This is a genomic window from Caulobacter sp. HJHS_5 (genome assembly GCF_056683955.1).
In genome coordinates, this window is sequence record NZ_JBWZNC010000001.1 from 663,921 (window position 1) to 688,082 (window position 24,162).

General features: G+C 68.4%; 22 protein-coding genes. 12 read left to right on the forward strand and 10 right to left on the reverse strand.

Annotated elements, in window-relative coordinates; translation table 11 throughout:
- Positions 1-146: 146 nt before the first annotated feature.
- From gmk to fabD, 7 genes are all read right to left on the reverse strand, one after another.
- Entirely contained in the window at positions 147-791 is a 645-nt protein-coding gene (gene gmk / locus ACFLIT_RS03410) for a guanylate kinase (protein WP_479909756.1), read from the reverse strand.
- Positions 781-1,662, reverse strand: coding sequence for a YicC/YloC family endoribonuclease (locus tag ACFLIT_RS03415; protein WP_479909757.1), 882 nt, complete (start codon positions 1,660-1,662; stop codon positions 781-783). The genes gmk and ACFLIT_RS03415 overlap by 11 nt, the downstream gene beginning before the upstream one ends.
- Positions 1,659-2,726 carry an endolytic transglycosylase MltG gene (gene mltG / locus ACFLIT_RS03420; protein ID WP_479909758.1) on the reverse strand — a complete coding sequence of 356 codons (1,068 nt, stop codon included), beginning with the start codon at positions 2,724-2,726 and terminating at the stop codon, positions 1,659-1,661. Before mltG ends, ACFLIT_RS03415 begins: the two co-directional genes overlap by 4 nt.
- A complete protein-coding gene (gene fabF / locus ACFLIT_RS03425; protein ID WP_479909759.1) occupies positions 2,723-4,003 on the reverse strand; it encodes a beta-ketoacyl-ACP synthase II in 1,281 nt (426 codons plus the stop codon). Before fabF ends, mltG begins: the two co-directional genes overlap by 4 nt.
- A 101-nt stretch (positions 4,004-4,104) precedes the next feature.
- Complete coding sequence (locus tag ACFLIT_RS03430) at positions 4,105-4,344, reverse strand: acyl carrier protein (RefSeq protein ID WP_479909760.1); 240 nt, start codon at positions 4,342-4,344, stop codon at positions 4,105-4,107.
- Positions 4,345-4,450: 106 nt separating this feature from the next.
- Entirely contained in the window at positions 4,451-5,188 is a 738-nt protein-coding gene (gene fabG / locus ACFLIT_RS03435; protein ID WP_479909761.1) for a 3-oxoacyl-[acyl-carrier-protein] reductase, read from the reverse strand.
- A 10-nt stretch (positions 5,189-5,198) separates the two neighbouring features.
- Complete coding sequence (gene fabD / locus ACFLIT_RS03440; RefSeq protein WP_479909762.1) at positions 5,199-6,143, reverse strand: ACP S-malonyltransferase; 945 nt, start codon at positions 6,141-6,143, stop codon at positions 5,199-5,201.
- A 193-nt stretch (positions 6,144-6,336) separates the two neighbouring features.
- On the opposite strand from fabD, the gene ACFLIT_RS03445 reads away from it, so the two are divergent.
- On the forward strand, positions 6,337-6,912 hold the full coding sequence (locus ACFLIT_RS03445) for a peroxiredoxin (RefSeq protein WP_479909763.1): 576 nt from the start codon (positions 6,337-6,339) through the stop codon (positions 6,910-6,912).
- Positions 6,913-7,126: 214 nt separating this feature from the next.
- Here the strand turns inward: ACFLIT_RS03445 and ACFLIT_RS03450 are convergent, their stop codons facing one another.
- Positions 7,127-7,675 (reverse strand): DUF2059 domain-containing protein, encoded by a 549-nt coding sequence (locus ACFLIT_RS03450; protein ID WP_479909764.1) that lies wholly within the window; start codon positions 7,673-7,675, stop codon positions 7,127-7,129.
- A gap of 255 nt (positions 7,676-7,930) precedes the next feature.
- Between ACFLIT_RS03450 and rpsF the strand changes: the two genes are divergently transcribed.
- From rpsF to ACFLIT_RS03475, 5 genes are all read left to right on the forward strand, one after another.
- Positions 7,931-8,299 carry a 30S ribosomal protein S6 gene (rpsF, locus tag ACFLIT_RS03455; RefSeq protein WP_479909765.1) on the forward strand — a complete coding sequence of 123 codons (369 nt, stop codon included), beginning with the start codon at positions 7,931-7,933 and terminating at the stop codon, positions 8,297-8,299.
- 11 nt (positions 8,300-8,310) lie between these two features.
- Entirely contained in the window at positions 8,311-8,595 is a 285-nt protein-coding gene (gene rpsR / locus ACFLIT_RS03460; RefSeq protein ID WP_479909766.1) for a 30S ribosomal protein S18, read from the forward strand.
- A 13-nt stretch (positions 8,596-8,608) separates the two neighbouring features.
- Positions 8,609-9,190, forward strand: a complete 582-nt coding sequence (gene rplI, locus ACFLIT_RS03465) for a 50S ribosomal protein L9 (protein WP_479909767.1) — start codon at positions 8,609-8,611, stop codon at positions 9,188-9,190.
- A gap of 257 nt (positions 9,191-9,447) precedes the next feature.
- Complete coding sequence (locus ACFLIT_RS03470; RefSeq protein WP_479909768.1) at positions 9,448-11,895, forward strand: TonB-dependent receptor plug domain-containing protein; 2,448 nt, start codon at positions 9,448-9,450, stop codon at positions 11,893-11,895.
- A gap of 339 nt (positions 11,896-12,234) precedes the next feature.
- On the forward strand, positions 12,235-14,748 hold the full coding sequence (locus ACFLIT_RS03475) for a TonB-dependent receptor plug domain-containing protein (protein ID WP_479909769.1): 2,514 nt from the start codon (positions 12,235-12,237) through the stop codon (positions 14,746-14,748).
- Between the two features lie 58 nt (positions 14,749-14,806).
- Here the strand turns inward: ACFLIT_RS03475 and ACFLIT_RS03480 are convergent, their stop codons facing one another.
- On the reverse strand, positions 14,807-15,346 hold the full coding sequence (locus tag ACFLIT_RS03480; protein WP_479909770.1) for a GNAT family N-acetyltransferase: 540 nt from the start codon (positions 15,344-15,346) through the stop codon (positions 14,807-14,809).
- A 114-nt stretch (positions 15,347-15,460) separates the two neighbouring features.
- On the opposite strand from ACFLIT_RS03480, the gene ACFLIT_RS03485 reads away from it, so the two are divergent.
- From ACFLIT_RS03485 to ACFLIT_RS03500, 4 genes are all read left to right on the forward strand, one after another.
- On the forward strand, positions 15,461-16,963 hold the full coding sequence (locus ACFLIT_RS03485) for a replicative DNA helicase (RefSeq protein WP_479909771.1): 1,503 nt from the start codon (positions 15,461-15,463) through the stop codon (positions 16,961-16,963).
- Positions 16,960-18,036 (forward strand): alanine racemase, encoded by a 1,077-nt coding sequence (gene alr, locus ACFLIT_RS03490; protein WP_479909772.1) that lies wholly within the window; start codon positions 16,960-16,962, stop codon positions 18,034-18,036. The genes ACFLIT_RS03485 and alr overlap by 4 nt, the downstream gene beginning before the upstream one ends.
- 25 nt (positions 18,037-18,061) lie before the next feature.
- The gene (gene radA, locus ACFLIT_RS03495; RefSeq protein WP_479909773.1) at positions 18,062-19,429 is read left to right on the forward strand and encodes a DNA repair protein RadA; all 1,368 of its coding nucleotides are present in this window, start codon (positions 18,062-18,064) and stop codon (positions 19,427-19,429) included.
- Between the two features lie 101 nt (positions 19,430-19,530).
- Positions 19,531-20,280: a hypothetical protein gene (locus ACFLIT_RS03500; RefSeq protein WP_479909774.1), complete on the forward strand. Its 750-nt coding sequence runs from the start codon at positions 19,531-19,533 to the stop codon at positions 20,278-20,280.
- An 18-nt stretch (positions 20,281-20,298) separates the two neighbouring features.
- Here the strand turns inward: ACFLIT_RS03500 and ACFLIT_RS03505 are convergent, their stop codons facing one another.
- Positions 20,299-21,927 carry an ABC-F family ATP-binding cassette domain-containing protein gene (locus ACFLIT_RS03505; protein WP_479909775.1) on the reverse strand — a complete coding sequence of 543 codons (1,629 nt, stop codon included), beginning with the start codon at positions 21,925-21,927 and terminating at the stop codon, positions 20,299-20,301.
- Between the two features lie 140 nt (positions 21,928-22,067).
- Here ACFLIT_RS03505 and ACFLIT_RS03510 point away from each other — a divergent pair, with 140 nt between their 5' ends.
- Entirely contained in the window at positions 22,068-22,667 is a 600-nt protein-coding gene (locus ACFLIT_RS03510) for a CvpA family protein (RefSeq protein ID WP_479909776.1), read from the forward strand.
- Entirely contained in the window at positions 22,664-24,160 is a 1,497-nt protein-coding gene (purF, locus tag ACFLIT_RS03515; RefSeq protein ID WP_479909777.1) for an amidophosphoribosyltransferase, read from the forward strand. The genes ACFLIT_RS03510 and purF overlap by 4 nt, the downstream gene beginning before the upstream one ends.
- Positions 24,161-24,162 lie beyond the last annotated feature (2 nt).

Below are 24,162 nucleotides of genomic sequence, written 5' to 3' on the forward strand. Positions count from 1 at the left end.
CAGCAACGAAATCCTCATCCTGAGGCGCCCGCGAAGCGGGCCTCGAAGGACAAGGATTTCGAATGCGAGGCCGCAGTAGGCCTCATCCTGAGGTGTGAGCGTAGCGAGCCTCGAAGGACGAGGACGGCTCCACTGAGGTCCAGCCGCTAGATCTCTTCGTCGAGCAGGCCCTGCACGAAGGGCTCGATCCACAGGCTGCGTGAGCGGCGCGAGCGCTCGGCGTGGTAGATGTGCGCCAGCTCGGCGTAGGCCTTGTCGAAGTCGTCGTTGAGGATGACGTAGTCGAACCTCGACCACTGGGCGACCTCGTCCTTGGCGCGGCCGAGACGCTTGAAGATCACCTCTTCGCTGTCCTGCGAGCGGGCATGCAGGCGGCGGCTCATCTCAGCCAGGGACGGCGGCAGGACATAGACCCGCACCACATCCTCGGGCGCGTGATCGCGGATGATCTCCGAGCCCTGGAAGTCGATGTCGAACAGCACGCTCTCGCCGCGTTCGAGACTGTCGAAGATGGGAGTCTTCGGGCTGCCGTAGAAGTTGCCGTAGACCTCGGCCCACTCCAGGAATTCGTTGCGTTCGATCATCGCCTGGAAGCTGGCGCGATCGACGAAGTGATATTCGCGGCCGTCATGCTCGCCCGGACGCGGGTCGCGCGTCGTCGCCGAGATCGACAGGTGCAGGTCCGGGTGATCGGCGATCAGGCGGCGGGTCAGGGAGGTCTTGCCCACGCCCGAGGGGCTGACCACCGCCAGCATCAGGCCGCGGCGCTTCAAGGTGGCCTCACTCGACATTCTGAACCTGTTCGCGGAACTGCTCGATGGTGGCCTTGAGATCGAGGCCGTGGACGGTCAAGGCCGGCAGGGCCGACTTCGAACACAGGGTGTTCGCCTCACGCATGAACTCCTGGGAGAGGAAGTCCAGCCGGCGGCCGGCGGCGGCGTCGCCGGCGAGCAGGCCGCGGGCGCCGTCGACATGGCCGCGCAGGCGGTCCAGTTCCTCGCGGACGTCGGCCTTCACCGCCATGGCGGCGGCCTCCTGCACGACACGGTCGGGCGAGGCGGCCTCGCCGACCAGTTCGATCATGCGGCGCTCGAAGCGCTCCTTCAGGGCGGCGGGCTGCAGCGCCGCCTCGGCCTCGGCGGCGGTCACCAGCGTCTCGATGCGATCGACCAGGCCGGTGAGCACCGGTCCCAGGGCGACGCCTTCCTCGCGGCGGGCGGCGGCCAGGGCGTCGAGCGCGGCGTTCAGGCTGGCGGCCATGGCGGCCTCGACCGCCGCGCGGGTTTCGGCGTCATCCGTCTCCTCGCCCGCCTCGATGACGCCGCGCAGGGTCAGGAGGCCGTCGGCCGTCGGCGTGGTGGCCCGGCCCTCGTCGACAAGGCGGCCGGTCACCGCCAGGTAGCGCTCGAGCTGCTCGAGATTGATCGTCGCCTGGGCGGCAGACTCAGCGCGGCGGGCCTGGATGCCGACCGTCACCTGCCCGCGCTGCATCCGCGCCTGCGCGCCCTCGCGGGCCTGGCGCTCCAGCGCGTCGAAGCCCGGCGGACCGCGGAAGCGGACCTCCAGGTTGCGGCCGTTCACCGAGCGGGCCTCGACGGCCCAGGTCCAGGCGCCGTGCGCGCCCTCCGCGCGGCCGAAGCCGGTCATGCCGCTGAGGCTCAAGTGGGCGGTCCTTGCATGGGGCCGGTCTTCGAAGACCGCTGCCGTTCGATCTGGCGCCAACGGGCGACGTTGGCGTTGTGCTGCTCCAGCGTGGAGGCGAACACGTGCCCGCCCGTGCCGTCGGCGACGAAGTAGAGATCGTTGGTGGCCGGGGGCGCCAGGACGGCGGCGATGGAGGCCTCGCCGGGGTTGGCGATCGGCGTCGGGGGCAGCCCGTCGATCTGGTAGGTGTTGTACGGCGTCGCCGCCGTCACTTCGGAGGCCAGGACGCCGCGGCCCAGGGGCCGGCCGCGGCTGACCCCGTAGATGATGGTCGGGTCGCTCTGCAGGCGCATGCCCTGGCGCAGGCGGTTGACGAACACGGCGGCGACCTTCGGCCGCTCGCTGGCGACGCCGGTTTCCTTCTCGACGATCGAGGCCAGGACGATGGCCTGCTGCGGCGTGTCGAACGGCAGGCCTTCCTGGCGCTGCGGCCAGAGCCGCGTCAGCAGCTCGTCGCGGGCATCCATCATCCGGCGCAGCACCCGCGCCCGATCCTCGCCGCGCTGCACCTCATAGGTCTGCGGCAGGATCGAGCCTTCCGGAGGGATGGGGGCGACGCCCGCCAGTTCGGGCGTCCTGGCGAGAATCTCCACGGCCATCTCGGAGGTCAGCCCCTCGGGGATGGTCACCCAATGACGCACCACCTTGCCGTCGCGGACGTCGTGCAGCACCGAGGCCATGGCCGCGCGGGACTTGAACTCATACTCCCCGGCCTTCAGGCGGCGGGCGGCGCCGCTGACCTGGGCCATGGCCACGAAGATGGCGCGCGAGCGGATGACCCCTCCACGCTCCAGCGCGGCCGCGATCTCCGGCAGGCTGGCGCCGCTGCGAAGGACGACGGTCGTTGTCGGCTTGCCGTCCCGCGCGGCGGGACCAGGGCCCTGATAGGTCCAGATCGTCCAGAGCCCGACAGCCACCAGGACCAGGGCCACGGTCGCGAAGGCGCTGCCCGCCCCCACCGCCAGACGACGCAGCGGAGAGACCGTGCGAAACGCCGACGATGGGCGGGGCTTGCGGGTCACGAGACCTTCTTGAACACCACGGAGGCGTTGGTGCCGCCGAATCCGAAGCTGTTGGACACCGCCACGTCGATCTTCATCGGCTTGGCCTTGTGCGGCACGAGGTCCATGTCGGTTTCGACCGCCGGGTTGTCGAGATTGATGGTCGGCGGCGCGATCTGATCACGGATCGCCAGCACCGAGAAGATGGCCTCGATGGCCCCGGCGGCGCCGAGCAGGTGGCCGGTCATCGACTTGGTCGACGACATGGCGACGTTCTTGGCGTGGTCGCCCAGCAGGCGACCCACGGCGCCGGCTTCGATGCCGTCGGCCATGGTCGAGGTGCCGTGGGCGTTGATGTAGTCCACGTCCGAAGGCTGCAGGCCGGCGTCCTTGAGGGCCGCCTCCATGGCGCGATAGCCGCCGTCGCCGTCCTCGACCGGGGCGGTGATGTGGTAGGCGTCGCCGGACAGGCCGTAGCCGACCACCTCGGCGTAGATCTTGGCCCCCCGCGCCTTGGCGTGTTCGTACTCTTCCAGCACGACGACGCCGGCGCCCTCGCCCATGACGAAGCCGTCGCGGTCCTTGTCGTAAGGACGCGAGGCCTTGGTCGGCGCATCATTGAACCCGGTGGCCATGGCGCGGCAGGCGATGAAGCCCGCGATGCCGACCCGGCAGATGGCCGCCTCGGCGCCGCCGGCGATCATCACGTCCGCATCGCCGTGAGCGATCAGGCGGGCCCCGTCGCCGATGGCGTGGGCGCCGGTGGCGCAGGCGGTGACGACCGAGTGATTCGGCCCCTTGAAGCCGTAGCGGATCGACACCTGGCCGGAGCCGAGGTTGATGAGGGCCGACGGGATGAAGAACGGCCCGACCTTGCGGGGGCCGCGCTCATGCATCTCGATCGAGGTGCGTTCGATGGTGGCGAGGCCGCCGATGCCGGAGCCGATGATGACGCCGGTGCGCTTGCGCTCGTTCTCGTCCTCCGGCGTCCAGCCGGCGTCGGCGACGGCTTCGTCGGCGGCGGCGATGGCGTAGAGGATGAAGTCGTCGACGCGGCGCTGATCCTTGGGGCTCAGGGTCTTGTCGGGATCGAAGCTGCCCTCGACATCCGGGCCGCCTTCGCCGCGGCCGTCGACGCGCGGAACCTCGCCGGCCACCTGGCAGGCGAAGTCGGTCGGATCGAAGGTGCTGATGCGGTTGAGGCCGGATTTGCCGGCGAGAATGCCCTTCCAGGTCACGTCCACGCCCTGCCCGAGCGGGGTGATCAGACCAAGGCCGGTGATGACAACTCTACGCATGGGCCAACTCCACGAGTTTCGGCAGGGCCAAAACGAAAACCGCCGCGCACGTGGGGCAGGAACCCGACGCCGCGGCGGTTGAAATCTAGGATGGAAGCGGCTTAGGCGCCGCTCTTTTCCGCGATGAACTTCACGGCGTCGCCGACCGTTTGGATGTGTTCGGCGGCGTCGTCCGGGATTTCGATATCGAATTCTTCTTCGAACGCCATCACCAGCTCGACGTTGTCGAGGCTGTCGGCGCCCAGGTCGTCGATGAAGCTGGCCTTTTCGGTGACCTTTTCCGGATCAGCGTCCAGGTGTTCGATGACGATCTTACGCACGCGCTCGAGGATGTCGGACATTGATAAGTCCCTCATTAGTGTGACCGTCTGGAACAAGTCCTGCTCCAGAACGCAAATTCGCTGACCGCCTAACATGTTCCCCAAGGGGAGACCAGCAGGGCGGGAGCTAGATCATCGCCATGCCGCCGTTGACGTGCAACGTCTGGCCCGTGACGTAAGCCCCAGCTTCACTGACGAGGTAGACGCACGCCGCGGCGATGTCCACGCCCGTCCCGAGGCGACCCGATGGAATTTTCGTGAGAATCGCCTCGCGCTGAGCCTCGTTCAACGCATCCGTCATCGGACTTTCAATAAAGCCGGGGGCCACGCAGTTCACAGTGACGCCGCGGCTGGCCACTTCCTGGGCCAGGGCCTTGGAGAAGCCGATCATGCCGGCTTTCGAGGCGGCGTAATTGGCCTGCCCCGGGTTGCCGGTGACGCCGACGATCGAGGTGATTCCGACGATTCGGCCCGACCGGCGCTTCATCATGCCCTTCATCGCCGCGCGGCTGAGGCGGAAGTATGATTCGAGGTTCACCCGCAGAACCGAATCCCAGTCGTCGTCCTTCATCCGCAGCAGCAGGCCGTCGCGGGTGATTCCCGCGTTGGCGATCAGGATGTCGAGCGGGGCGGCGGCCGCCTCGGCGCGGGCCACCAGGCCGTCGACCGACTCGGGGTCGGAGAGGTTGGCGGCCACGGCGCTGGCGCGTTCGCCCAGCTCGGCCGCCATGGCCTCGAGCGCTTCCTGACGGGTGCCGGAGAGCACGACATGGGCGCCCTGAGCGTGCAGGGCGCGGGCGATGGCTCCGCCGATGCCGCCGGTGGCGCCGGTGACCAGGGCGGTCTTGCCGGAAAGATCGAACATCAAAGGGCTCCTAAAGGCTCGCCGCGAAGGCTTCGAGGTCGGCCGGCGTGTTCAGCGGCGTGGCCTCGGCGTCGGGGGTGATGCGCTTGACCATGCCCGACAGCACCTTGCCGGCGCCGGCCTCGGCGAAGCGGGCGACGCCGCCCTCCCCGGCCAGCCAGATCATGCTCTCGCGCCAGCGGACGCGGCCGGTGACCTGCTCGACCAGCATGCGGCGGATGGCCTCCGGATCGTTGGTCGGGCGGGCGGTGACGTTCGCCACCAGCGGGGTTCGGGGTTGCAGGATGGTCGCCCCGGCCAGGGCGGCGGCCATTTCGTCGGCGGCCGGCTGCATCAGCGGGCAGTGGAAGGGGGCGGAGACGTTGAGCGGAATCGCCCGGGCGCCGAGGGCCTTGGCTTCCTCGATGGCGCGGTCGACGGCGGCCTTGTCGCCGCTGATCACCACATTGCCGTTGTTGTTGTCGTTGGCCACGACGCAGACGCCGAGTTCCGATCCGGCCTTGGCGGCGGCCTCGGCCAGGGCGACGTCGGTCTTCGGTCCGATCAGCGAGGCCATGGCCCCCTGCCCCACCGGCACGGCGCGCTGCATGGCCTGACCGCGCAGCTTCAGCAGGCGGGCGGCGTCGGAGACGCTCAGCGAGCCGGCGGCGGCCAGGGCCGAATATTCGCCGAGGCTGTGGCCGGCCACGAAGGCGGCGCGTTCGACGCCGACGCCGAACTCCTTCTCCAGGGTGCGCATAACCGCCAGGGAAACGGCCATCAGCGCCGGCTGGGCGTTCTCCGTGAGGGTCAGGTCGGTGTCGGGCCCCTCGCGCATCAGCGCGGAGAGCTTCTGGCCCAGGGCGTCGTCGACTTCCTGGAAGACTTCACGGGCCGAGGCGAAGGCGTCGGCGAGCTCGGCGCCCATGCCGACCGCCTGGCTGCCCTGACCGGGGAAAAGAAAGGCGAGGCTCATGGCGGCCTGGTTCCATATCGCTGTCAAAACCGACGTCGAGGGTTAGGGGAAACCCCCGCGGGCGGCAAGCCGGGCCAATCGCGCCCGGCCCTTGCAGCATTTCTGGCCACAGCCGCTGTTGCGTTCGCCGAAATATGGCCGTTACCTGCCGGTCCTATGGTGCGGACGCGCTTCGCGCCCCGGGAGAGAATCGATGAAACGCCTTCTGATCTGCGCCGCCGCCTTCAGCCTCGCCGCCACGGCCGCCTCCGCCGCCCTGCCGACCGGCGCCAAGGCCCCGGACTTCAAGACCACCGCCGCCCTGGCCGGCAAGGACCACCCGTTCGACCTGGCCGCCACCCGCAAGAAGGGTCCGGTCGTGCTCTACTTCTTCCCGGCCGCCTTCACCGCCGGCTGCACCGCCGAGGCGCACGAGTTCGCCGAAGCGACCCCGGACTTCAACAAGCTGGGCGCCACCGTGATCGGCATGACCGGCGCCGCGCGCGTCAACGGCCAGATGGCCATGGGCGACGCCGCCGCCATCGAGGGCATCAGGCGCTTCTCCTCGGAAGAATGCCGCGACAAGTTCGCCGTCGCCCTGGCCAGCCCCGCGACCATCAAGGGCTATGACGTGGCCAACGCCACCAACCCGGCCATGACCTCGCGAACCTCCTACGTGATCGCGCCGGACGGCAAGATCCTGATGTCCTACACCGACGGCAACTTCGCCCAGCACGTCGCCAAGTCGATGGAAGCCGTGCAGGCCTGGAAGGCCAGCGCGAAGAAATAGGGTTGGCGGGATCGCCGATATGCGGCGGGCCCGGATGGCGACATCCGGGCCCGTGTGCGTTTGGGAAAAACAAAACCGTCACAGCCGGCCTCGTGCCGGCTGCCCATGAACCGCCTTGCGGGCGCGTATGCGCCTCCTCCCACTCATCACGCATGGGTCGCCGGGACTTCGCCCGGCGATGACGATTGGGGTGGAGCGAAACCTTTCGAACGCCTCAGATCTTCAACCCCGGCTCGGCCTGGCAATCGACCTTGGCGCAGGAGCGGACGACGACGTCGGCGCGGATCAAGGGCGCGAAACTCATGACCAGCTCGGTGGCCATCGGCGGCAGCACCGCCGTCTTGGCGGCGATCGCCTTGCCGCTCTCGGTTTCATAGAAGGCGATCAGTTCCCGCAGCTGATCGGGCGTGAAGGTGCGGGCCGTGATGCGGGCCGCCTCGTCGAGCATCAGCGGCATGGCGTCGTCCATCGCCTCGGCGGCGGAGGAGACGATGGCGTCCCGCTCGTCCTCGGTCAGGTTGGACCGGGCGCCCAAGGTCTCCGGCGTCGTCAGGTTGGTGAGGATGGCGCCCAGTTGCCCCTCGAAGCCGATGGCGTCGAAGTAGCGTTTCGCCAGGCCCACGGTTTCCGGTTGCGCCACCGGGGTCGCCTCGGCCGGAACAGCCGCCGGGGTGACGAGGACAGGCGATTCCTCCGCCTTGGCCGAAACGATGCCGATCGCGAAGGCCGCAACCGCGGCCAGGCTGGCGATAGCGAGATTCATCGCGCGCTCCATCATCGACCGGAGCCCTTACCCCGCAAGGGTTTGCGCGAGCCCGGCGCTGTCATGAGAACGCCGGCCGACGCTTGCGGTTGCCGGTGTTTTGCTGTAGACGCGCCCGCTTCGCTTGGAAGGCGGTCTTCGCACGGATTGTCAAAGGCGGTGGGGGCTCACCCCGTCGCGCCGTACGCAAGATCCATCGCTGCCGTCGGACTTCCGCCGACGGACGCGCCGCCCTCCTCAACGGAAGAAGGACATATGGCCCTCTACGAACATACGGTCATCGCGCGGCAGGACATCTCGCCGCAACAGGCCGAAGCGCTCAACGAAGAGCTGAAGACCCTGATCGAAGGCCTTGGCGGCCACATCGCCAAGATCGAGTACTGGGGCCTTCGCAACCTCACCTACCGCATCAAGAAGAACCGCAAGGGGCACTATTCCCTGCTCGCCATCGACGCCCCGGCGCCGGCGGTGAAGGAGATGGAGCGCCAGCTCTCCATCAACGAAGACGTTCTTCGCTACCTGACCATCCGCGTCGAAGAGCTCAACCTCGAGCTCTCGCCGGTTCTCGCCCGCCGCGACCGCGAGCGTGAGCGCGAGCGCCGCTTCGACGACGTGCCGGCCTGAGGATCTCGACCATGAGCGATACCGAAACCACCGCCCCGGCCGCCCCGTCGGCCGGCGCTTCCGCCGGCGGCGCCCGCCGCCCGTTCTATCGTCGCCGCAAGGTTTGCCCGTTCTCGGGCGCCGACGCGCCGAAGATCGACTACAAGGACGTGAAGCTGCTGCAGCGTTACGTCTCCGAGCGCGGCAAGATCGTGCCGTCGCGCATCACCGCCGTCTCGGCCAAGAAGCAGCGTGAACTGGCCAAGGCCATCAAGCGCGCCCGCTTCCTCGCCCTGCTTCCCTACGTCGTGAAGTAAGGGGACCCGACCGATGAAAGTCATTCTGCTCGAACGCGTCGAGCGCCTCGGCGCCCTGGGCGATGTGGTCACCGTGAAGGACGGGTTCGCCCGTAACTTCCTGCTGCCGCGCTCCAAGGCCCTGCGCGCCAACGCCGCGAACCTGAAGGTCTTCGAAGGCCAACGCGCCGAAATCGAAGCCCGCAACGCCCGCACCGCCGCCGAAGCCGCCAAGGCCGGCGAAGGTCTGGACGGGACCAGCTACATCATGATCCGCCAAGCCGGCGAGAGCGGCCAGCTCTACGGCTCGGTCTCGGGTCGTGACGTCTCGGACGCCATCAACGCCGAAGGCGGCAAGGTCGACCGTTCGATGGTCGTCCTCGACAAGCCGATCAAGACGCTGGGCGTCCACACCGTGAAGGTGAAGCTGCACGCTGAAGTCACCGTTTCGGTGAGCATCAACATCGCCCGCAGCCAGGAAGAAGCCGACCGCCAAGCGCGCGGCGAAAACGTGATCGCCTCGCAGTTCGAGGAAGAGCGTCTCGCCGACGAACAGGCTGCCGCCGACCTGCTGGAAGGCGGCGCCGGCCAGCTGGAAGCCGAAGCCGCCTACTAAGGCGCCCTTCCCTTCCCGAAAGATCGAGGGCGATCCGGCGCCGGATCGCCCTTTTTCTTGGCCCGAACCTCGATCCGAACACCGCTCACCGAACAATGACCCGGCTTTGACGTTGTCGCCAAAACGTCACAGTTGGCAAAACTAAAGTCGCCGAGAGCAAAACTCGTCGTTCGATCCCCTTCCTGCCGCGTTTAACGGCACATACGTGACAGGACGCACGGTCGCCTCCCACGACCGAATGAAGGGGATTAAAATCAATGGCCTATCGCACCTATCTGCTGGCCGCCGCCTCCGCAGCGTCGCTGTGGGCCGGCCAGGCCCTGGCGCAGACCGCGCCGGCGACCGACACCGCCGTCGAGGAGATCGTGGTCACCGGCACCCGGGCCGCCAACCGCTCGCGCCTCGAAACCCTGGCCCCCGTCGATGTGATCGACAACGCCGCCCTTACTCGCCAGGGCACCGGTACGGAACTGGCGCAGTCGCTGTCGAACCTGACGCCGGCCATCGACTTCCCGCGTCCGGCCATCACCGACGGCACCGACCACGTGCGCCCGGCCACCCTGCGCGGCCTCGCCCCCGACCAGACCCTGGTGCTGATCAACGGCATCCGCGGCCACATCGGCGCCCTGGTCAACGTCAACGGCTCGATCGGTCGCGGCTCGACCGCCTTCGACCTGAACACCGTGCCGGCGGTCGCCCTGAACAGCGTGGAAATCCTGCGTGACGGCGCCTCGGCCCAGTACGGCGCCGACGCCATCGCCGGCGTGATCAACCTGCGCCTGCGCGACGCCAGCTCCGGCGGCGGCGTCACCTACAACTACGGGATTCACAATACGACGGTCGAGACGGCGCGCGGCTCGCGCGACGCCAAGGACGGCCTGACCCAGTCGGTCAGCGGCTGGAAGGGCTTCACCCTGCCCAACGACGGCTTCCTGACCATCTCCGGCGAATACGCCAACCGCCACGCCACCAACCGCTCCGACTATCTGAACCTCGCCGCCGTACCGAACTACGGGACAGCCAAGGTGATCGGCCGCTTCGGCGATCCGAAGGTCGAGAGCTATTCGCTGTGGGGCAACGCCGGCCTGCCGATCAACGACGTGTGGTCGCTCTACGGTTACGCCGGCTACCAGCACCGCGACAGCGAGTCCGCGGCCACCGCCCGCGCCTACAACAACGGCGGCAACCTGACCTCGGTCTATCCGGGCGGCTACCTGCCGATCATCGCCACCGAGATCAAGGACTACACCACCGCCGCCGGCATCAAGGGCGAGGTGGGCGGCTGGGCCACCGATCTGTCGGTGTCGTGGGGCAAGAACGAACTCGACTACCACACCAACAGTTCGATCAACGTCAGCTACGGCCCGACCAGCCCGCGCAACTTCTACGCCGGCGCCCTCTCCTACGATCAGACCATCGTCGATCTGGACGTGAGCAAGGGCGTCGAGGTCGGCTTGGCCGCGCCGCTGAACGTCGCCTGGGGCCTGCAGTACCGCAACGAAGGCTTCGAGGTTTCCCCCGGCCAGGTGGAATCCTACTCGAAGGGCCCGTTCGCCGGCGCTCCGGTCAGCCAAGGGTTCGGCGGCTTCCGCCCGTCCAACGCAACCGACGTCGAGCGCCACAACTGGTCGGCCTATGTCGACCTCGAAGGCCAGGTGACCGACAAGTTCCTGGTCGGCGCCGCCGCCCGCTACGAGGACTATTCGGACTTCGGTTCGAAGGGCACCGGCAAGCTGTCGGCCCGCTATGACTTCACCCCGGCCTTCGCCCTGCGCGGGGCGATCTCCAGCGGCGTGAAGTCGCCCGCCCTGCAGCAGCAGTACTTCAGCTACACGGCGACCAACCTGGTCAGCACCGTGATCGACGGCCAGCCCGTCTCCACCCTGATCGAAAGCGGCAAGTTCCGTGTCAACGACCCGGTGGCCATCGCGCTCGGGGCCAAGCCGCTGAAGCCCGAGACCTCGATCAACTACAGCCTGGGCGCGGTGATCCGGGCCGCCGGCTTCGACGTGACGGTCGACGCCTACCGCATCGAGATCAAGGATCGCATCGTGCTGTCCGACAACCTCGGCGTGGTCGGTCCGAACCAGAGCCAGGCCCTGGTCGACGCCATCCAGACGATTCTCTCGCCGTTCGGCGTCAGCGCGGCCCAGTTCTTCCTGAACGGCGTGGAGACCACCACCCAGGGCGTGGACATCGTCGGTCGCTATCGCTGGGACGCCGACAGGCTCGGCCGCTTCGACTTCACGGGCGCGGCGAACTTCAACCACACCGACGTGACCCGCACTCCGGACCTGCCGCTGATCACCTCCGCCTCGCAGCCGGCGTTCCTGTTCGATCGCGGCAACGTGCTCTCCTACGAGCGCGGCACGCCGCAGCGGAAGCTGGTCGCCACGGTCGACTGGTCGAAGGACGACTGGGGCGCTTCGTTCAAGGCGACGAACTACGACAGCGTGCTGGTGCCCAACAACAACCCCAGCCTCGACTACGAAACCGGCAACGCCACGCTGATCGACGTCGAGGGCCGCTACACCCTGCCGCAAGGCGTCGGCCTGGCCCTGGGCGTGAACAACCTGTTCGACGAATATCCGAACGCCACTCCCGCGACGATCAACAGCCCGACCGGCTCCGTGGGCTTCCCGAGCTACTCGCCGTTCGGCTTCAATGGTCGCTTCCTCTACGGCCGGATCAGCTACAACTGGTAGGTCAGGCCTTCAAAAGCTTGAGGAATTTGGGGCGCGGACCGCGAGGTCCGCGCCCTTTTTCACACCATCAAAGATTTGTCACGCAGGTATAATTTCCCACAACCCCGGCTCGCCACGAGGGAAAAGTGCGTTTTTGCGGCAGCGGCGCCCACAAACGCGCGCATTGCGACCCTCCCTTGCGCCATTCGCAGAAAATTCCACCGCAACCCCTGTTCGCCCGGCTTGGGAATGATCTCCTTTCCTCAACGCGGGGACGCGTCGGTGTCGGAACCGGCGAAGAGCCTCGCGACCAGGGAGTGACGATCAGGACGGCCCAACTCGCAACAAGGGGGCTCTCCATTGTCCAAGAAAACTCACCGCGCGCTGCTTCTGGCGGGCGTCTCGGCCGGTCTCATGCTCAGCGCGGGCGCCGCGCTGGCCCAGCAAGCCCAGGTCGAGGAAGTGATCGTCACCGGCACGCGCGTGAGCGGCCTGCGGGCCGTCGACAGCCCCGCCCCGATCCAGGTGCTCGGCGCCGACCTGCTGACCAAGACCGGCCAGCCTGACCTCATCCAGTCGCTGGCCCAGAACGTTCCATCCTTCAACGCCCAGGCCTTCGGCGGCGACGCCGCCGCCATGACCCTGTCGGCCAAGCTGCGCGGCGTCTCGCCCAACCACGCCCTGGTGCTGGTCAACGGCAAGCGCCGCCACGGCACCTCGAACCTCGCCGTGCTGGGCGGGCCGTATCAGGGCGGCGCCACGGCCGACCTGAACTTCATTCCCGTCGCCTCGATCGATCACGTCGAAGTCCTGCTCGACGGCGCGGCCGCGCAATACGGCTCGGACGCCATCGCCGGCGTCATCAACATTATCCAGAAGAAGCGCAGCAGCGGCGGCCAGATCACGGCGACCGGCGGCGAGTACATCGACGGCGGCGGCCGCACCGGCGCCCTGACCTTCAACGGCGGCTTCGAGCCCTTCGAAAACGCCTATGTGAACGTCACGGCCGAGACCAAATACCACGGCTTCAGCTTCCGCGGCGTGGCCGACCCGCGGACCTATGACGGTCCGCACAACGCCGGCTCCACCAACAGCCCGGCCCGCAGCTATCCGCAGATCGTCGACGCGCCCGGCTATCCGAACCTGAACCTGATCGCAGGCGACCCGCAGTACCGCGTCACCACCGTGAGCTATAACGCCGGCTACGAACTGCCGAACGGCGTCGAGCTCTACAGCTTCGGCAGTTACGGCGACAAGTTCGCCCAGGCGCACGAGAACTACCGCCTGCCGAACGTCGTCAGCGGCAAGTCTCCGACCGACATCCCCTTCCCCTACGGCTTCGATCCGCGCCTGCGCTCGGACGAGCAGGACTATTCCTTCACCCTCGGCGCCATGGGTGAAGTCGGCGACTGGACCTGGGACCTGGCCAGCACCTACGGCCGCGACGACGTCCGCCTGACCGTGATGCAGACGGCCAACGCCGACCTTTACAAGGACACCTCGACGCTCACGACGCCCGGCTACACGCCGCGCAACATCGTGGCCGGCTCGTTCATGGCCGACCAGTGGACGACCACCCTCGACGTCACCAAGACCATCGACGTCGGGTTCCCGGAGCCGGTGACCCTCGCCGCCGGCCTGGAGTATCGCGAGGACGGCTACGGCATCGCCGCCGGCGATCCGGCCTCGTACTACAAGGGCGGCTCGCAGTCGTACTACGGCTTCGCGCCGGTCAACGCCGGCGACTACAAGCGCGACTCGAAGGCGGTCTACGTCGATGTGGCGGCCACCCCAGTGGAGAGCCTGAAGCTCGACGCCGCCCTGCGTTACGGCGAGTTTTCCGACTTCGGGGAAACCACCGTGGCTAAGCTGACCGGCCGCTACGACTTCAGCGACCTGTTCGCCCTGCGCGGCACCGTCTCCAGCGGCTTCCGCGCCCCGACCCTGGCCGAGGGCTACTACGCCGGCATCAACGTCTCGCCGAGTTCGATCGGCGGGCAGCTGCCGCCGAACTCGCCGGGCGCCAGCCTGCTGGGCATCAACGGCCTGAAGCCCGAGAAATCGACCAACTACAGCGCCGGCTTCGTGGCCCACCCGATCCCGCGCCTGTCGATCACCTTCGACGCCTACCAGATCGAGATCGAGGACCGCATCGTCGGCTCCGGCACGCTCTACGGCGACGCCTCGAACAAGAACCTGCTGCGTTCGCCGGCCGTGCTCGCGGCCCTGGCGGCCAACGGGGTGCAGATCGATCCGTCGATCTACACCAACGCCAACTGGAGCATCGGGGTATCGCTGTTCACCAACGGCCTCGACACCCGCACCAGGGGCGCCGACTTCGTGCTGAGCTACGCGACCGATTTCGACGCCTACGGCAGCGTCGACTGGATTCTCACGGCCAACTACACCGAGACCAAGGTGACGCGCATCGCGCCGCCGCCCTCGCAGCTGGCCGCCGGCGTTGCCCTGTTCGACCGCGCTTCGATCGCCAACCTGGAGACCGCGGCGCCGCGCTTCCGTATCGTGGGGGGCGGCACCTGGAACCTCGACAAGTGGAGCGTGACGCTGAAGGAGTCGGTGTTCGGCCCATCCAAGGGCGTGAGCCTCGACGGCTTTGACGCCACCTGGCGCGAGACCAAGATCGATACCTCGCTGATAACGGACCTGGAGGTCAGCTACGCCTTGCTGGACGGCTTGAAGCTGACGGCGGGCGCCAACAACCTGCTGAACAAGTATCCGAACCGCATCAATGGCCTGCTGCGCCAACACCAGCTGCAGCAGAACTCCAACGGCTATGTGACCCAATACCCATCGGGCTCGCCGTTCGGGATCAACGGCGGCTATTACTACGGCAAGCTGACCTGGACCTTCTGAGGCCTCGGCAGGATGCGGAGCGGGGGCCGGGCGCGCGAGCGTCCGGCCCCTTTCGCTTTCACGCCAGCGCCTTGCCCATTCGCACCAGCGGCACGGCGTAACCGCCGCCGGTCGTGGCGGTGAAAGCCTCTATCGGGCTGTAGCCGCAGGCGCGATAGAGCGGCTCGCCCGCCAGGGTGGCGGCCATCTCGCAGCTTCGGAAACCCTCGGCCCGCGCGGCGGCCTCGCAGGCCTCCAGCACCCGGCGGCCAACGCCGCGCCGCGTGAAGTCGGGGTGGGTGTACATCGCCCGCACCCGCGCAGGCTCCGTGGCCGGGTCCAGCATCCGCGCGTCGCGCCCGGCCGAGTGGTCGCCGCCGAACAGCGTGGCCCGCCGGCTCCAGCCGCCGCAGCCGGCGATCTCGCCCCCGATCTCCACGACGAAGTAGGTCCCGTCCCGCACGAGCTGGCTGTCCAGGCCCATGATCTCGAACGAGGCGGCGACGCCTTCGGGCGGCAGGAACGGCTGCAGGAGATCGGCGATCGCCAGGTCCATCAGGGACTTGAGGACCGGCAGATCGGCCTCGACGGCAAGGCGGAGCGACAGGGATTCGGACATCGCTGCGACCTTATTCGACGCAGGCCCCCGCGATCATCCACAGGCTCGCCGATTCATGTGGAAACCCACTCTGTCACAGTGTCCCGCACCGCACCCTTCGTTAGTGATGAACGAATGGCCATCGTCCCCGCCCTCGATCTTCGCCCCGTTTCGAACGATCCCGCTCCGAACGTCGCCCCGTCGAACCTCGAGGCCGAGCAGGCCCTGCTGGGCGCCCTGCTCTACGACAACGCCGCCTATGAACGGCTGAGCGACCGGCTGCAGGCCCGCCATTTCTACGAGCCGTTCCATGCACGTCTGTTCGGCGCGGTGGAGACCCACATCCGCAAGGGCCAACTCGCCGACCCGATCCTGCTGGCCGAACAGTTCAAGGCCGACCCGGCCTTCGAGGAACTGGGGGGCTTGCGCTACCTGGCCGACCTCGTCGACCGCGCCCCGCCCGCAGCCAACGCCCCGGACTACGCCCGCGCCGTCTATGACCTGGCCCTGCGCCGCGAACTGATCCGGGTCGGCGGCGAGATCACCGCCACCGCCCAGGGCTCCGACGACGGCCGCAGCGCCCGCGACCAGATCGAGGCGGCCGAACAGCAGCTCTATAACCTGGCCGAGACCGGCGGCAGCGACCAGGGCTTCGTGGACTTCGGCCGCGCGCTGAGCGGCGCCCTGGAGATGGCGGCGGAGGCCTTCGGCCGAGACGGCGCCCTGGCCGGCATCTCCACCGGGCTGATCGATCTCGACCAGAAGCTCGGCGGCCTGCACCCCTCCGACTTGCTGATCCTCGCCGGCCGCCCGTCGATGGGCAAGACCGCCCTGGCCACCAACATCGCCTTCCATGTGGCCAAGAACTACGCCTGGGAGCCGCAGCCGGACGGCAGCAAGAAGACCGTCAACGGCGGCGTCGTCGCCTTCTACTCGCTGGAAATGAGCGCCGAGCAGCTGTCGATGCGTATGCTGGCCGACGTCTCGGGCGTGTCGTCCGACAGGCTTCGCAAGGGGGAGATCGACGCCAGCGAGTTTGGCCGGCTGCGCGACGCGGCGCTCGAAATCCAGGATTCGCCCTTCTACATCGACGCCACCGGCGGCCTCTCCATCGCCAAGCTGACCGCGCGGGCGCGCCGCCTGAAGCGGATGGTCGGCCTCGACCTGATCGTGGTCGACTACCTGCAGCTGATCACCACGGGCGATAGCGGCGGCGGGGGCGGCGGCCCGCAGAACCGGGTGCAGGAAGTTTCGATGATCACCATGGGCCTCAAGGCCCTGGCCAAGGAACTCAGCGTGCCGATCATCGCCCTGTCGCAGCTTTCGCGTCAGGTCGAGCAACGCGACGACAAACGGCCGCAGCTGTCGGACCTGCGGGAATCCGGCTCGATCGAGCAGGACGCCGACTGTGTGATGTTCGTCTACCGCGAGGCCTATTATCTCGGCCGGGCCGAGCCTAAAGAGGGCACGCCCGAACACCTGCAGTGGCAAGAGGACCTCGAGAAGGTGAACAACCAGGCCGAAGTCATCATCGGCAAGCAGCGTCACGGCCCGATCGGCACCGTGCGCCTGGCCTTCCACGCCGACACCGTGAAGTTCGGCAACCTCGCCCGCGAAGGTCGGTTCGAGCCCCGGTGACCCCTGAACCGACTTCCGGGGCGACGCTCACCGTCGATCTGGACGCCCTCGCCGCCAACTACCGCCTGCTGCGCGCCGAGGCCGGCGTCGAGGTCGCGCCGGCGGTCAAGGCGGACGGCTATGGCCTGGGCGCCGCGGCCGTCGCCGAGCGCCTGTGGGCCGAGGGCGCCCGCAGCTTCTTCGTGGCCCGCCTGGCCGAGGGCGAAGCCTTGCGCACGGCGCTGGGGGATCGCGCCGCGAGCATCCAGGTGCTGGACGGCATGACGCCCGGCGCCGGGCCGCGCCTGGAGGCCGCCCACCTGACGCCGGTGCTCAGCAGCCTCGACCAGGCCGAGGCCTGGATCGCCTTCGCCGGCGACCGGCTGCCGGCCGTGCTGCACGTCGACACCGGCATGAATCGCCTGGGCGTCAGCTTCGAGGAGGCCGAGCGCCTGGCCGCCGCAAAGCGCCTGCGGCTGGATCTGGTGATGAGCCACCTCGCCTGCGCCGACCAGCCCGGCCATCCGCTGAACGCCCGACAGCTTGCGCGCTTCGGAGCGGCCCGCGCCCTGTTTCCCGAGGTCCGCGCCAGCTTCGCCAACTCGGCCGGCGTCTTCCTCGGCCGCGACTACGCCTTCGATGTCGTGCGGCCGGGCATCAGCCTCTATGGCGGCGGTCCGCTGGCCGTACCCGACGCGCGCCTTCGCGCCGTCGCCGTCGTGGAAGCGCCGATTCTGCAGGTGCGTCGTGTGCAGCCCGGGGACAGCGTCGGCTATGGCGCGGCCTTCGCGGCCGAGACGCCGCTGGACGTCGCCATCCTGGCGGCCGGTTATGCCGACGGCTATCCGCGCAACGCCAGCCCCGCCGCCTTCGCTGCGTTCGGAGGCGCGCCTCGCCGCCTGCTCGGCCGCGTTTCGATGGACCTCATCGCCGTCGATGCGACCGGAACTGACGCCAGGCCCGGCGACAAGGTGGAGCTGTTGGGGCCGAACGCGCGGGTCGACGATGTCGCCGCCGCCGCCGGAACCACAGCCTACGAAATCCTGACCCGGCTGCCGCTGCGCGCGCAGCGCACTTATCGCGGCGCCGCCTAGGTTCCGCCTCCACTTAAGGAACGCCATGGCCCGCGACGGCGCCGTCTACGCCTGCCAGTCCTGCGGGACGGTCCACGCGAAATGGGCCGGCCAGTGCGTCGGCTGCAACGCCTGGAACACCCTGGTCGAGGAGGTCCAGAGCCGCGCGCCCGGCAGTCTTTCAGTCAGCAAGCCCAGCAAGGCGCGGGGCCTCGCCTTCGAAGGCCTGGAGAGCGATGCGCCCGCCCCGCCGCGCTTCTTCACCGGCGTGGAGGAGTTCGACCGCGTGCTCGGCGGCGGCGTGGTGCCGGGTTCGGCCATCCTGGTCGGCGGCGATCCCGGGGTGGGCAAGTCCACCCTGCTGCTGCAGGCGGCGGCCGGCGCGGCGGCGCGCGGCTCGAAGGTGGCCTATATCTCGGGCGAGGAGGCGGTGGAGCAGATCCGCAGCCGCGCCGCCCGCATGGGCTTAGCCCAGGCGCCGGTGAAGCTGGCGGCCGAGACCTCGCTGCGCGAAATCCTCGACGGGCTGAAGCGCGACGCCTTCGATCTGGTCATCATCGACTCCATCCAGACCCTATGGAGCGACGCCCACGAGGCGGGACCCGGCTCGGTGACCCAGGTGCGGGCCTGCGCCCAGGAGTTGGTGCGGCTGGCCAAGAAGAAAAGCGTCGCCGTCATCCTCGTCGGCCACGTGACCAAGGACGGCCAGATCGCCGGGCCTCGGGTGGTCGAGCACCTGGTCGACGCCGTGCTCTCGTTCGAAGGCGAGCGCGGCTATCCGTTCCGCATCCTGCGCGGGGCCAAGAACCGCTTCGGCGCTACCGACGAGATCGGCGTCTTCGAGATGAGCGACGCGGGTCTGCGCGAGGTGCGCAATCCGTCCACCCTGTTCCTCGGCGAGGGCGGCGCCCGGGCGGCGGGCTCGGTGGTGTTCGCCGGAATCGAGGGCTCGCGCCCGGTGCTGGTCGAGTTCCAGGCGCTGGTGGCGCCCTCGGCCTACGGCACGCCGCGCCGGGCGGTGGTCGGCTGGGACTCGGGGCGCCTGGCCATGGTGCTAGCGGTGCTTGAGTCGCGTTGCGGTCTCGGCCTCGGCAATCGTGACGTCTACCTCAACGTGGCCGGCGGCCTGCGCATCACCGAACCGGCGGCCGACCTGGCGGCGGCGGCGGCCCTCGCCTCCTCCGCCCTCGACGAGGCCCTGCCGCAGGACTGCGTGGTGTTCGGCGAGATCAGCCTCTCCGGCGAGGTGCGGCCGGTCAGCCGGACCGAGTCGCGGCTGAAGGAGGCCGCGAAGCTGGGCTTCACCCGCGCGCTCGGCCCCGCGGGCGCGGGCGAGGCGGCGGGCGTGAAGGTGGCCGGCGCCGGGCGACTGGCGGATGCGGTGCGGCGCATCAGCGAGCAGAGCTGGGGGTAGGTTCTCGGTCCGCCCTCGCAAGCAAATCCGCCCCGGGCTTTACGTTTCGAAGCAGACCGCTCTAGAGCTTGTTTTTCGCTGCAGGGTTTTCGGGGGCGACCATGACGGGCATCACCAGCAGCACGGGCTTCGCCCCGTGGCGCAAAGCTGACCGCAACGCCTTCCTGACGATGGTCTGCGTGGTCTGGATCGGCGCGCTGACCGGCTTCGGCCGGAACAGCTTCATACATATTCGCGATCGCGGGCTCGATTACCCGATGATCGTGCACCTCCACGCGCTGGTGTTCGTGGGATGGTTGGTGCTGTTCGCGGTCCAGCTGGGGCTGATCCGCAGCCACCGTGTCGAGCTTCACAAGCGCCTGGGCCTGGCCGGCGCGGGTCTTGCGGCGGCGATGGTCGTGCTCGGCCCCGCCACGGCGCTGGTGAGCAGCGCCGCCCGCTACGCCGTCACCCACGCGACGCCGGTCTTCCTGCCCATCCAGATCACCAACACCATCGGCTTCGCGGGCCTGATCGTCGCGGGGCTTCTGCTACGCGGCAACCCCTCCGCGCACAAACGCCTGATGTTGCTGAGCCTTTTCTACATCAGCGCGCCGGGGTTCAACCGCTTCCTCAACCATTTCCTCTCCGCTCCGTTCGGCCGATCCACGCTGGGTCAGTTTATCGACATGTTCGGATTCAGCGTTCTTCTGATCGTCGCCCTCGGCGTCTACGACCTCGCGACACGGCGAAGACTGCACCCGGTCTTCGTGCTGGGAGCGGTCTGGTCCCTGGCCTGGCAGACGCTCGGCATCGCGGGCAAGGTGAGCGCCACGGGGCACGCGTTCTCGCTGTATCTCATCGGCCACTGATCGCGGGGCGGAAGCCCCCTACCCGCCCGGGTGCAGCCCCGGCGCTTCCTGGCCTGTGCGGGCGACGTACTCGGTGTAGCCGCCGCCGTACTGGTGGACGCCGTCGGGAGTCAGCTCCAGCACGCGGTTCGACAGAGCGCCGAGGAAGTGGCGGTCGTGGGAGACGAACAGCATCGTCCCTTCGAAGTCCGCCAGGGCGGCGACCAGCATTTCCTTGGTGACCATGTCGAGGTGGTTGGTCGGCTCGTCGAGAACCAGGAGGTTCGGCGGGTCGAACAGCATCTTGGCCATCACCAAGCGGGCCTTCTCGCCGCCGGAGAGGACGCGGCAAGGCTTTTCGACGTCGTCGCCCGAGAAGCCGAAGCAGCCCGCCAGGGTGCGCAGGGCGCCCTGCCCCGCCTGGGGGAATGAACCGTCGAGTGACTCGAAGATCGTCTCCTCGCCGTCCAGCAGGTCCATGGAGTGCTGGGCGAAGTAGCCCATCCTGACGCTGGCCCCGATGTTGACAGACCCCTTGTCCGGTTTGATGGCCCCGGCCGCCAGCTTCAGCAGCGTCGACTTGCCGGCCCCGTTGGCCCCGAGCACGCACCAGCGTTCCTTGCGGCGCACCAGGAAATCGAGGCCCTGGTAGATCGGCTGGGCGCCGTAGCCCTTATGGACATCGCGCAGGCTGATGACGTCGTCGCCCGAGCGCGGCGGGCTCCTGAACTCGAACTGGACCGACTGGCGGCGGCGCGGCGCCTCGACCTTCTCGATCTTGTCCAACTTCTTCACCCGGCTCTGAACCTGGGCGGCGTGCGAGGCGCGCGCCTTGAACTTCTCGATGAACTTGATTTCCTTGGCCAGCATCGCCTGCTGGCGCTCGTACTGCGCCTGCCGCTGCTGCTCGCTGAGCGCGCGCTGCTGGTCGTAGAAGTCGAGATCGCCCGAGTAGGTGATGAGCGAGCCGGCGTCGATCTCCACCACCTTGCCGATGATGCGGTTCATGAACTCGCGGTCGTGCGAGGTCATCAGCAGCGCGCCGTCGTAGTTCTTCAGAAAGGCTTCGAGCCAGATCAGGCTTTCCAGGTCGAGGTGGTTGCTGGGTTCGTCCAGCAGCATGCCGTCGGGCCGCTTGAGCAGGATGCGGGCCAGGGCCACGCGCATCTTCCAGCCGCCGGACAGCAGACCCACGTCGCTATCCATGCGCTCCTGGCTGAAGCTCAGGCCGGCGAGCACCTCGCGCGCCCGCGCTTCCAGCGCATAGCCGTCGAGCTCCTGAAAACGCTCCTGCGCCTCGCCGTAGCGTTCGATGATGGCGTCCATCCGGTCGGCCTGGTCTGGATCGACCATCGCCGCCTCGAGCTCGGCCATCTCGGCGGCCAGGGCGCTGACGGGCCCGACGCCGTCCATCACGGCGGCGACCGCGCTCTGGCCGGACATCTCGCCGACCTCCTGGCTGAAGTAGCCGATGGTCATGCCCGGATCGATGGTGACGATGCCGTCGTCGGGCTGCTCCTGATCGGTGATCATGCGGAACAGTGTCGACTTGCCGGCGCCGTTGGGGCCGACGAGCCCGACCTTCTCGCCCTTCTGGACGCCCATCGAGGCTTCGATGAACAGGATCTGGTGGCCGTTCTGCTTGGAAATGTTGTCGAGGCGGATCATGGGGCGGTCTGCTAGCTCGCGGGCGAGGAGAACGCCAGCCTTGGCCCAGGCGCGACTCGTCGCGGGCCGGCCACACTGAGCGCGACAATTGCGCCCGCCGATTGCGTTCCGGCCGCCGGACGGCCAAATACCCGTCCATCGTGCCCATTTTCGACGTCATCGCCGGGCTGATCCTGATCGTCTCCGGCGCGACCGGTTTCGTGCGCGGCGCCGTGCGCGAGATGGTCACCGTGGTGGCCTTCCTGGTGGCCGCCGCCTTGGCCCTGATCGGCCTGCGCTACAGCGGCCCGCTGTTTCGCCGGATGATGGATCCGGACTGGCTGGCCACCACCGTCGCCGTGATCGTGGTCTTCGTGCTGGTCTATCTGGTGCTGCGGCTGATCGGGGCCGCGATGACCAAGAGCCTGCACGGCAGCCAGGCGCTCGGCCTCGCAGACCGCGTCATCGGCCTGGGCTTCGGTCTGATCCGCGCCCTGGTCATCCTCGGCGTCTTCCACATGCTGTTCACCGCCGCCCTGATGGGCGGGACGGCGCCGGCCTGGACGGAGAAGTCGAAAATCTACCCGATTTCAGCCGCTTCGGCGCGAGTCCTCAGGGTGTTCGCGCCCAAGGGCTCGCAACTGGCCGGGGCCATCAGCCGGGCGGCCGAGAAGGCCGTCATCGCCGGAACCAACGATACCGCCCGCGACGATGAATCCCAAGGCGGAACCGTCTCCAATCTGTTACAGAGCACCCGATGAGTCCGCGCCTCCCCACCACGAACTCCGACTATTATCGCGATCCGGATGACGACCAGCTCCGCCTGGAGTGTGGCGTGTTCGGCGTCTTCGGCATTCCCGACGCCGCCGGCGTCGTCGCCCTGGGGCTGCACGCCCTGCAGCATCGCGGCCAGGAAGCCTGCGGCATCGCCACCTTCGACGGTCAGCGCTTCTCCACCGAGCGCCACATGGGCCAGGTGGGCGAGGCCTTCAGCGGGCCGGACACCGTGCGCCGCCTGCCCGGCTCCTACGCCATCGGTCACACGCGCTACGCCACGGCCGGCGGCAGCTTCATCCGCAATGTGCAGCCGATGTTCGCCGACCTCGAGGCCGGCGGCGTGGCCATCGCCCACAACGGCAACCTGACCAACTTCCTCTATCTGCGCGAAAAGCTGGTCGCCGACGGCTCGATCTTCCAGTCGACCTCCGACAGCGAGGTGATCCTTCACCTGATCGCCCGCTCGCGCAAAGCCCTGATGATCGACCGCTTCATCGACGCGGTGTCGCAGATCGAAGGCGGCTACGCCCTGGTGGCCCTGACCAACAGGAAGCTGATCGGCATGCGCGATCCGCTGGGCATCCGCCCGCTGGTGCTCGGCGAATTCGACGGCCGCTATGTGCTGGCCTCCGAGACCTGCGCGCTCGAGATGATCGGCGCGCGCTTCGTGCGCGACATCGAGCACGGCGAGATGGTGGTCATCTCCGACACGGGCATCGAGTCCATGCGGCCGTTCCCGGCCGAGAGGGCGCGGCCCTGCGTCTTCGAATACGTCTACTTCGCCCGCCCCGACAGTGTCGTGAACGGCCGCTCGGTCTACGGCGTGCGCAAGCGCATGGGCCACCGTCTGGCCGCCGAGACCGGCGTCGAGGCCGACGTGGTCGTGCCGGTGCCGGACAGCGGCGTGCCGGCGGCCATCGGCTACGCCGAGGCCAGCGGCCTACCCTTTGACCTCGGCATCATCCGCAGCCACTACGCGGGACGCACCTTCATCCAGCCGACCCAGGGCATCCGGGAACTGGGCGTGCGCATGAAGCACAGCCCGAACCGCGCCGTGCTCGACGGCAAGCGCGTAGTGCTGATCGACGACTCCATCGTGCGCGGCACCACCTCGCGCAAGATCGTCCGCCTGGTCCGCGAGGCGGGCGCCAAGGAAGTGCACCTGCGCTCGGCCTCGCCGCCGATCCGCTGGCCCGATTTCTACGGCATCGACATGCCCGACCGGGACAAGCTGTTGGCGGCCAAACAATCGGTCGAGGAAATGACCCGGTTCCTCGAGGTCGACTCCCTCGGCTTCCTCTCGGTGGAAGGCCTGTACGAGGCCCTCGAAGCCGGTCCGCGCGATCCGGCCTGCCCGCAGTTCACCGACCACTACTTCACCGGCGACTACCCGACCCGCCTGCTGGATCGCGAGATCGCCGAAGGCCGCAACGAACTGGCCGAGCAGCGCCAGCTATCCTTGCTGGCCAGCGGGTGACC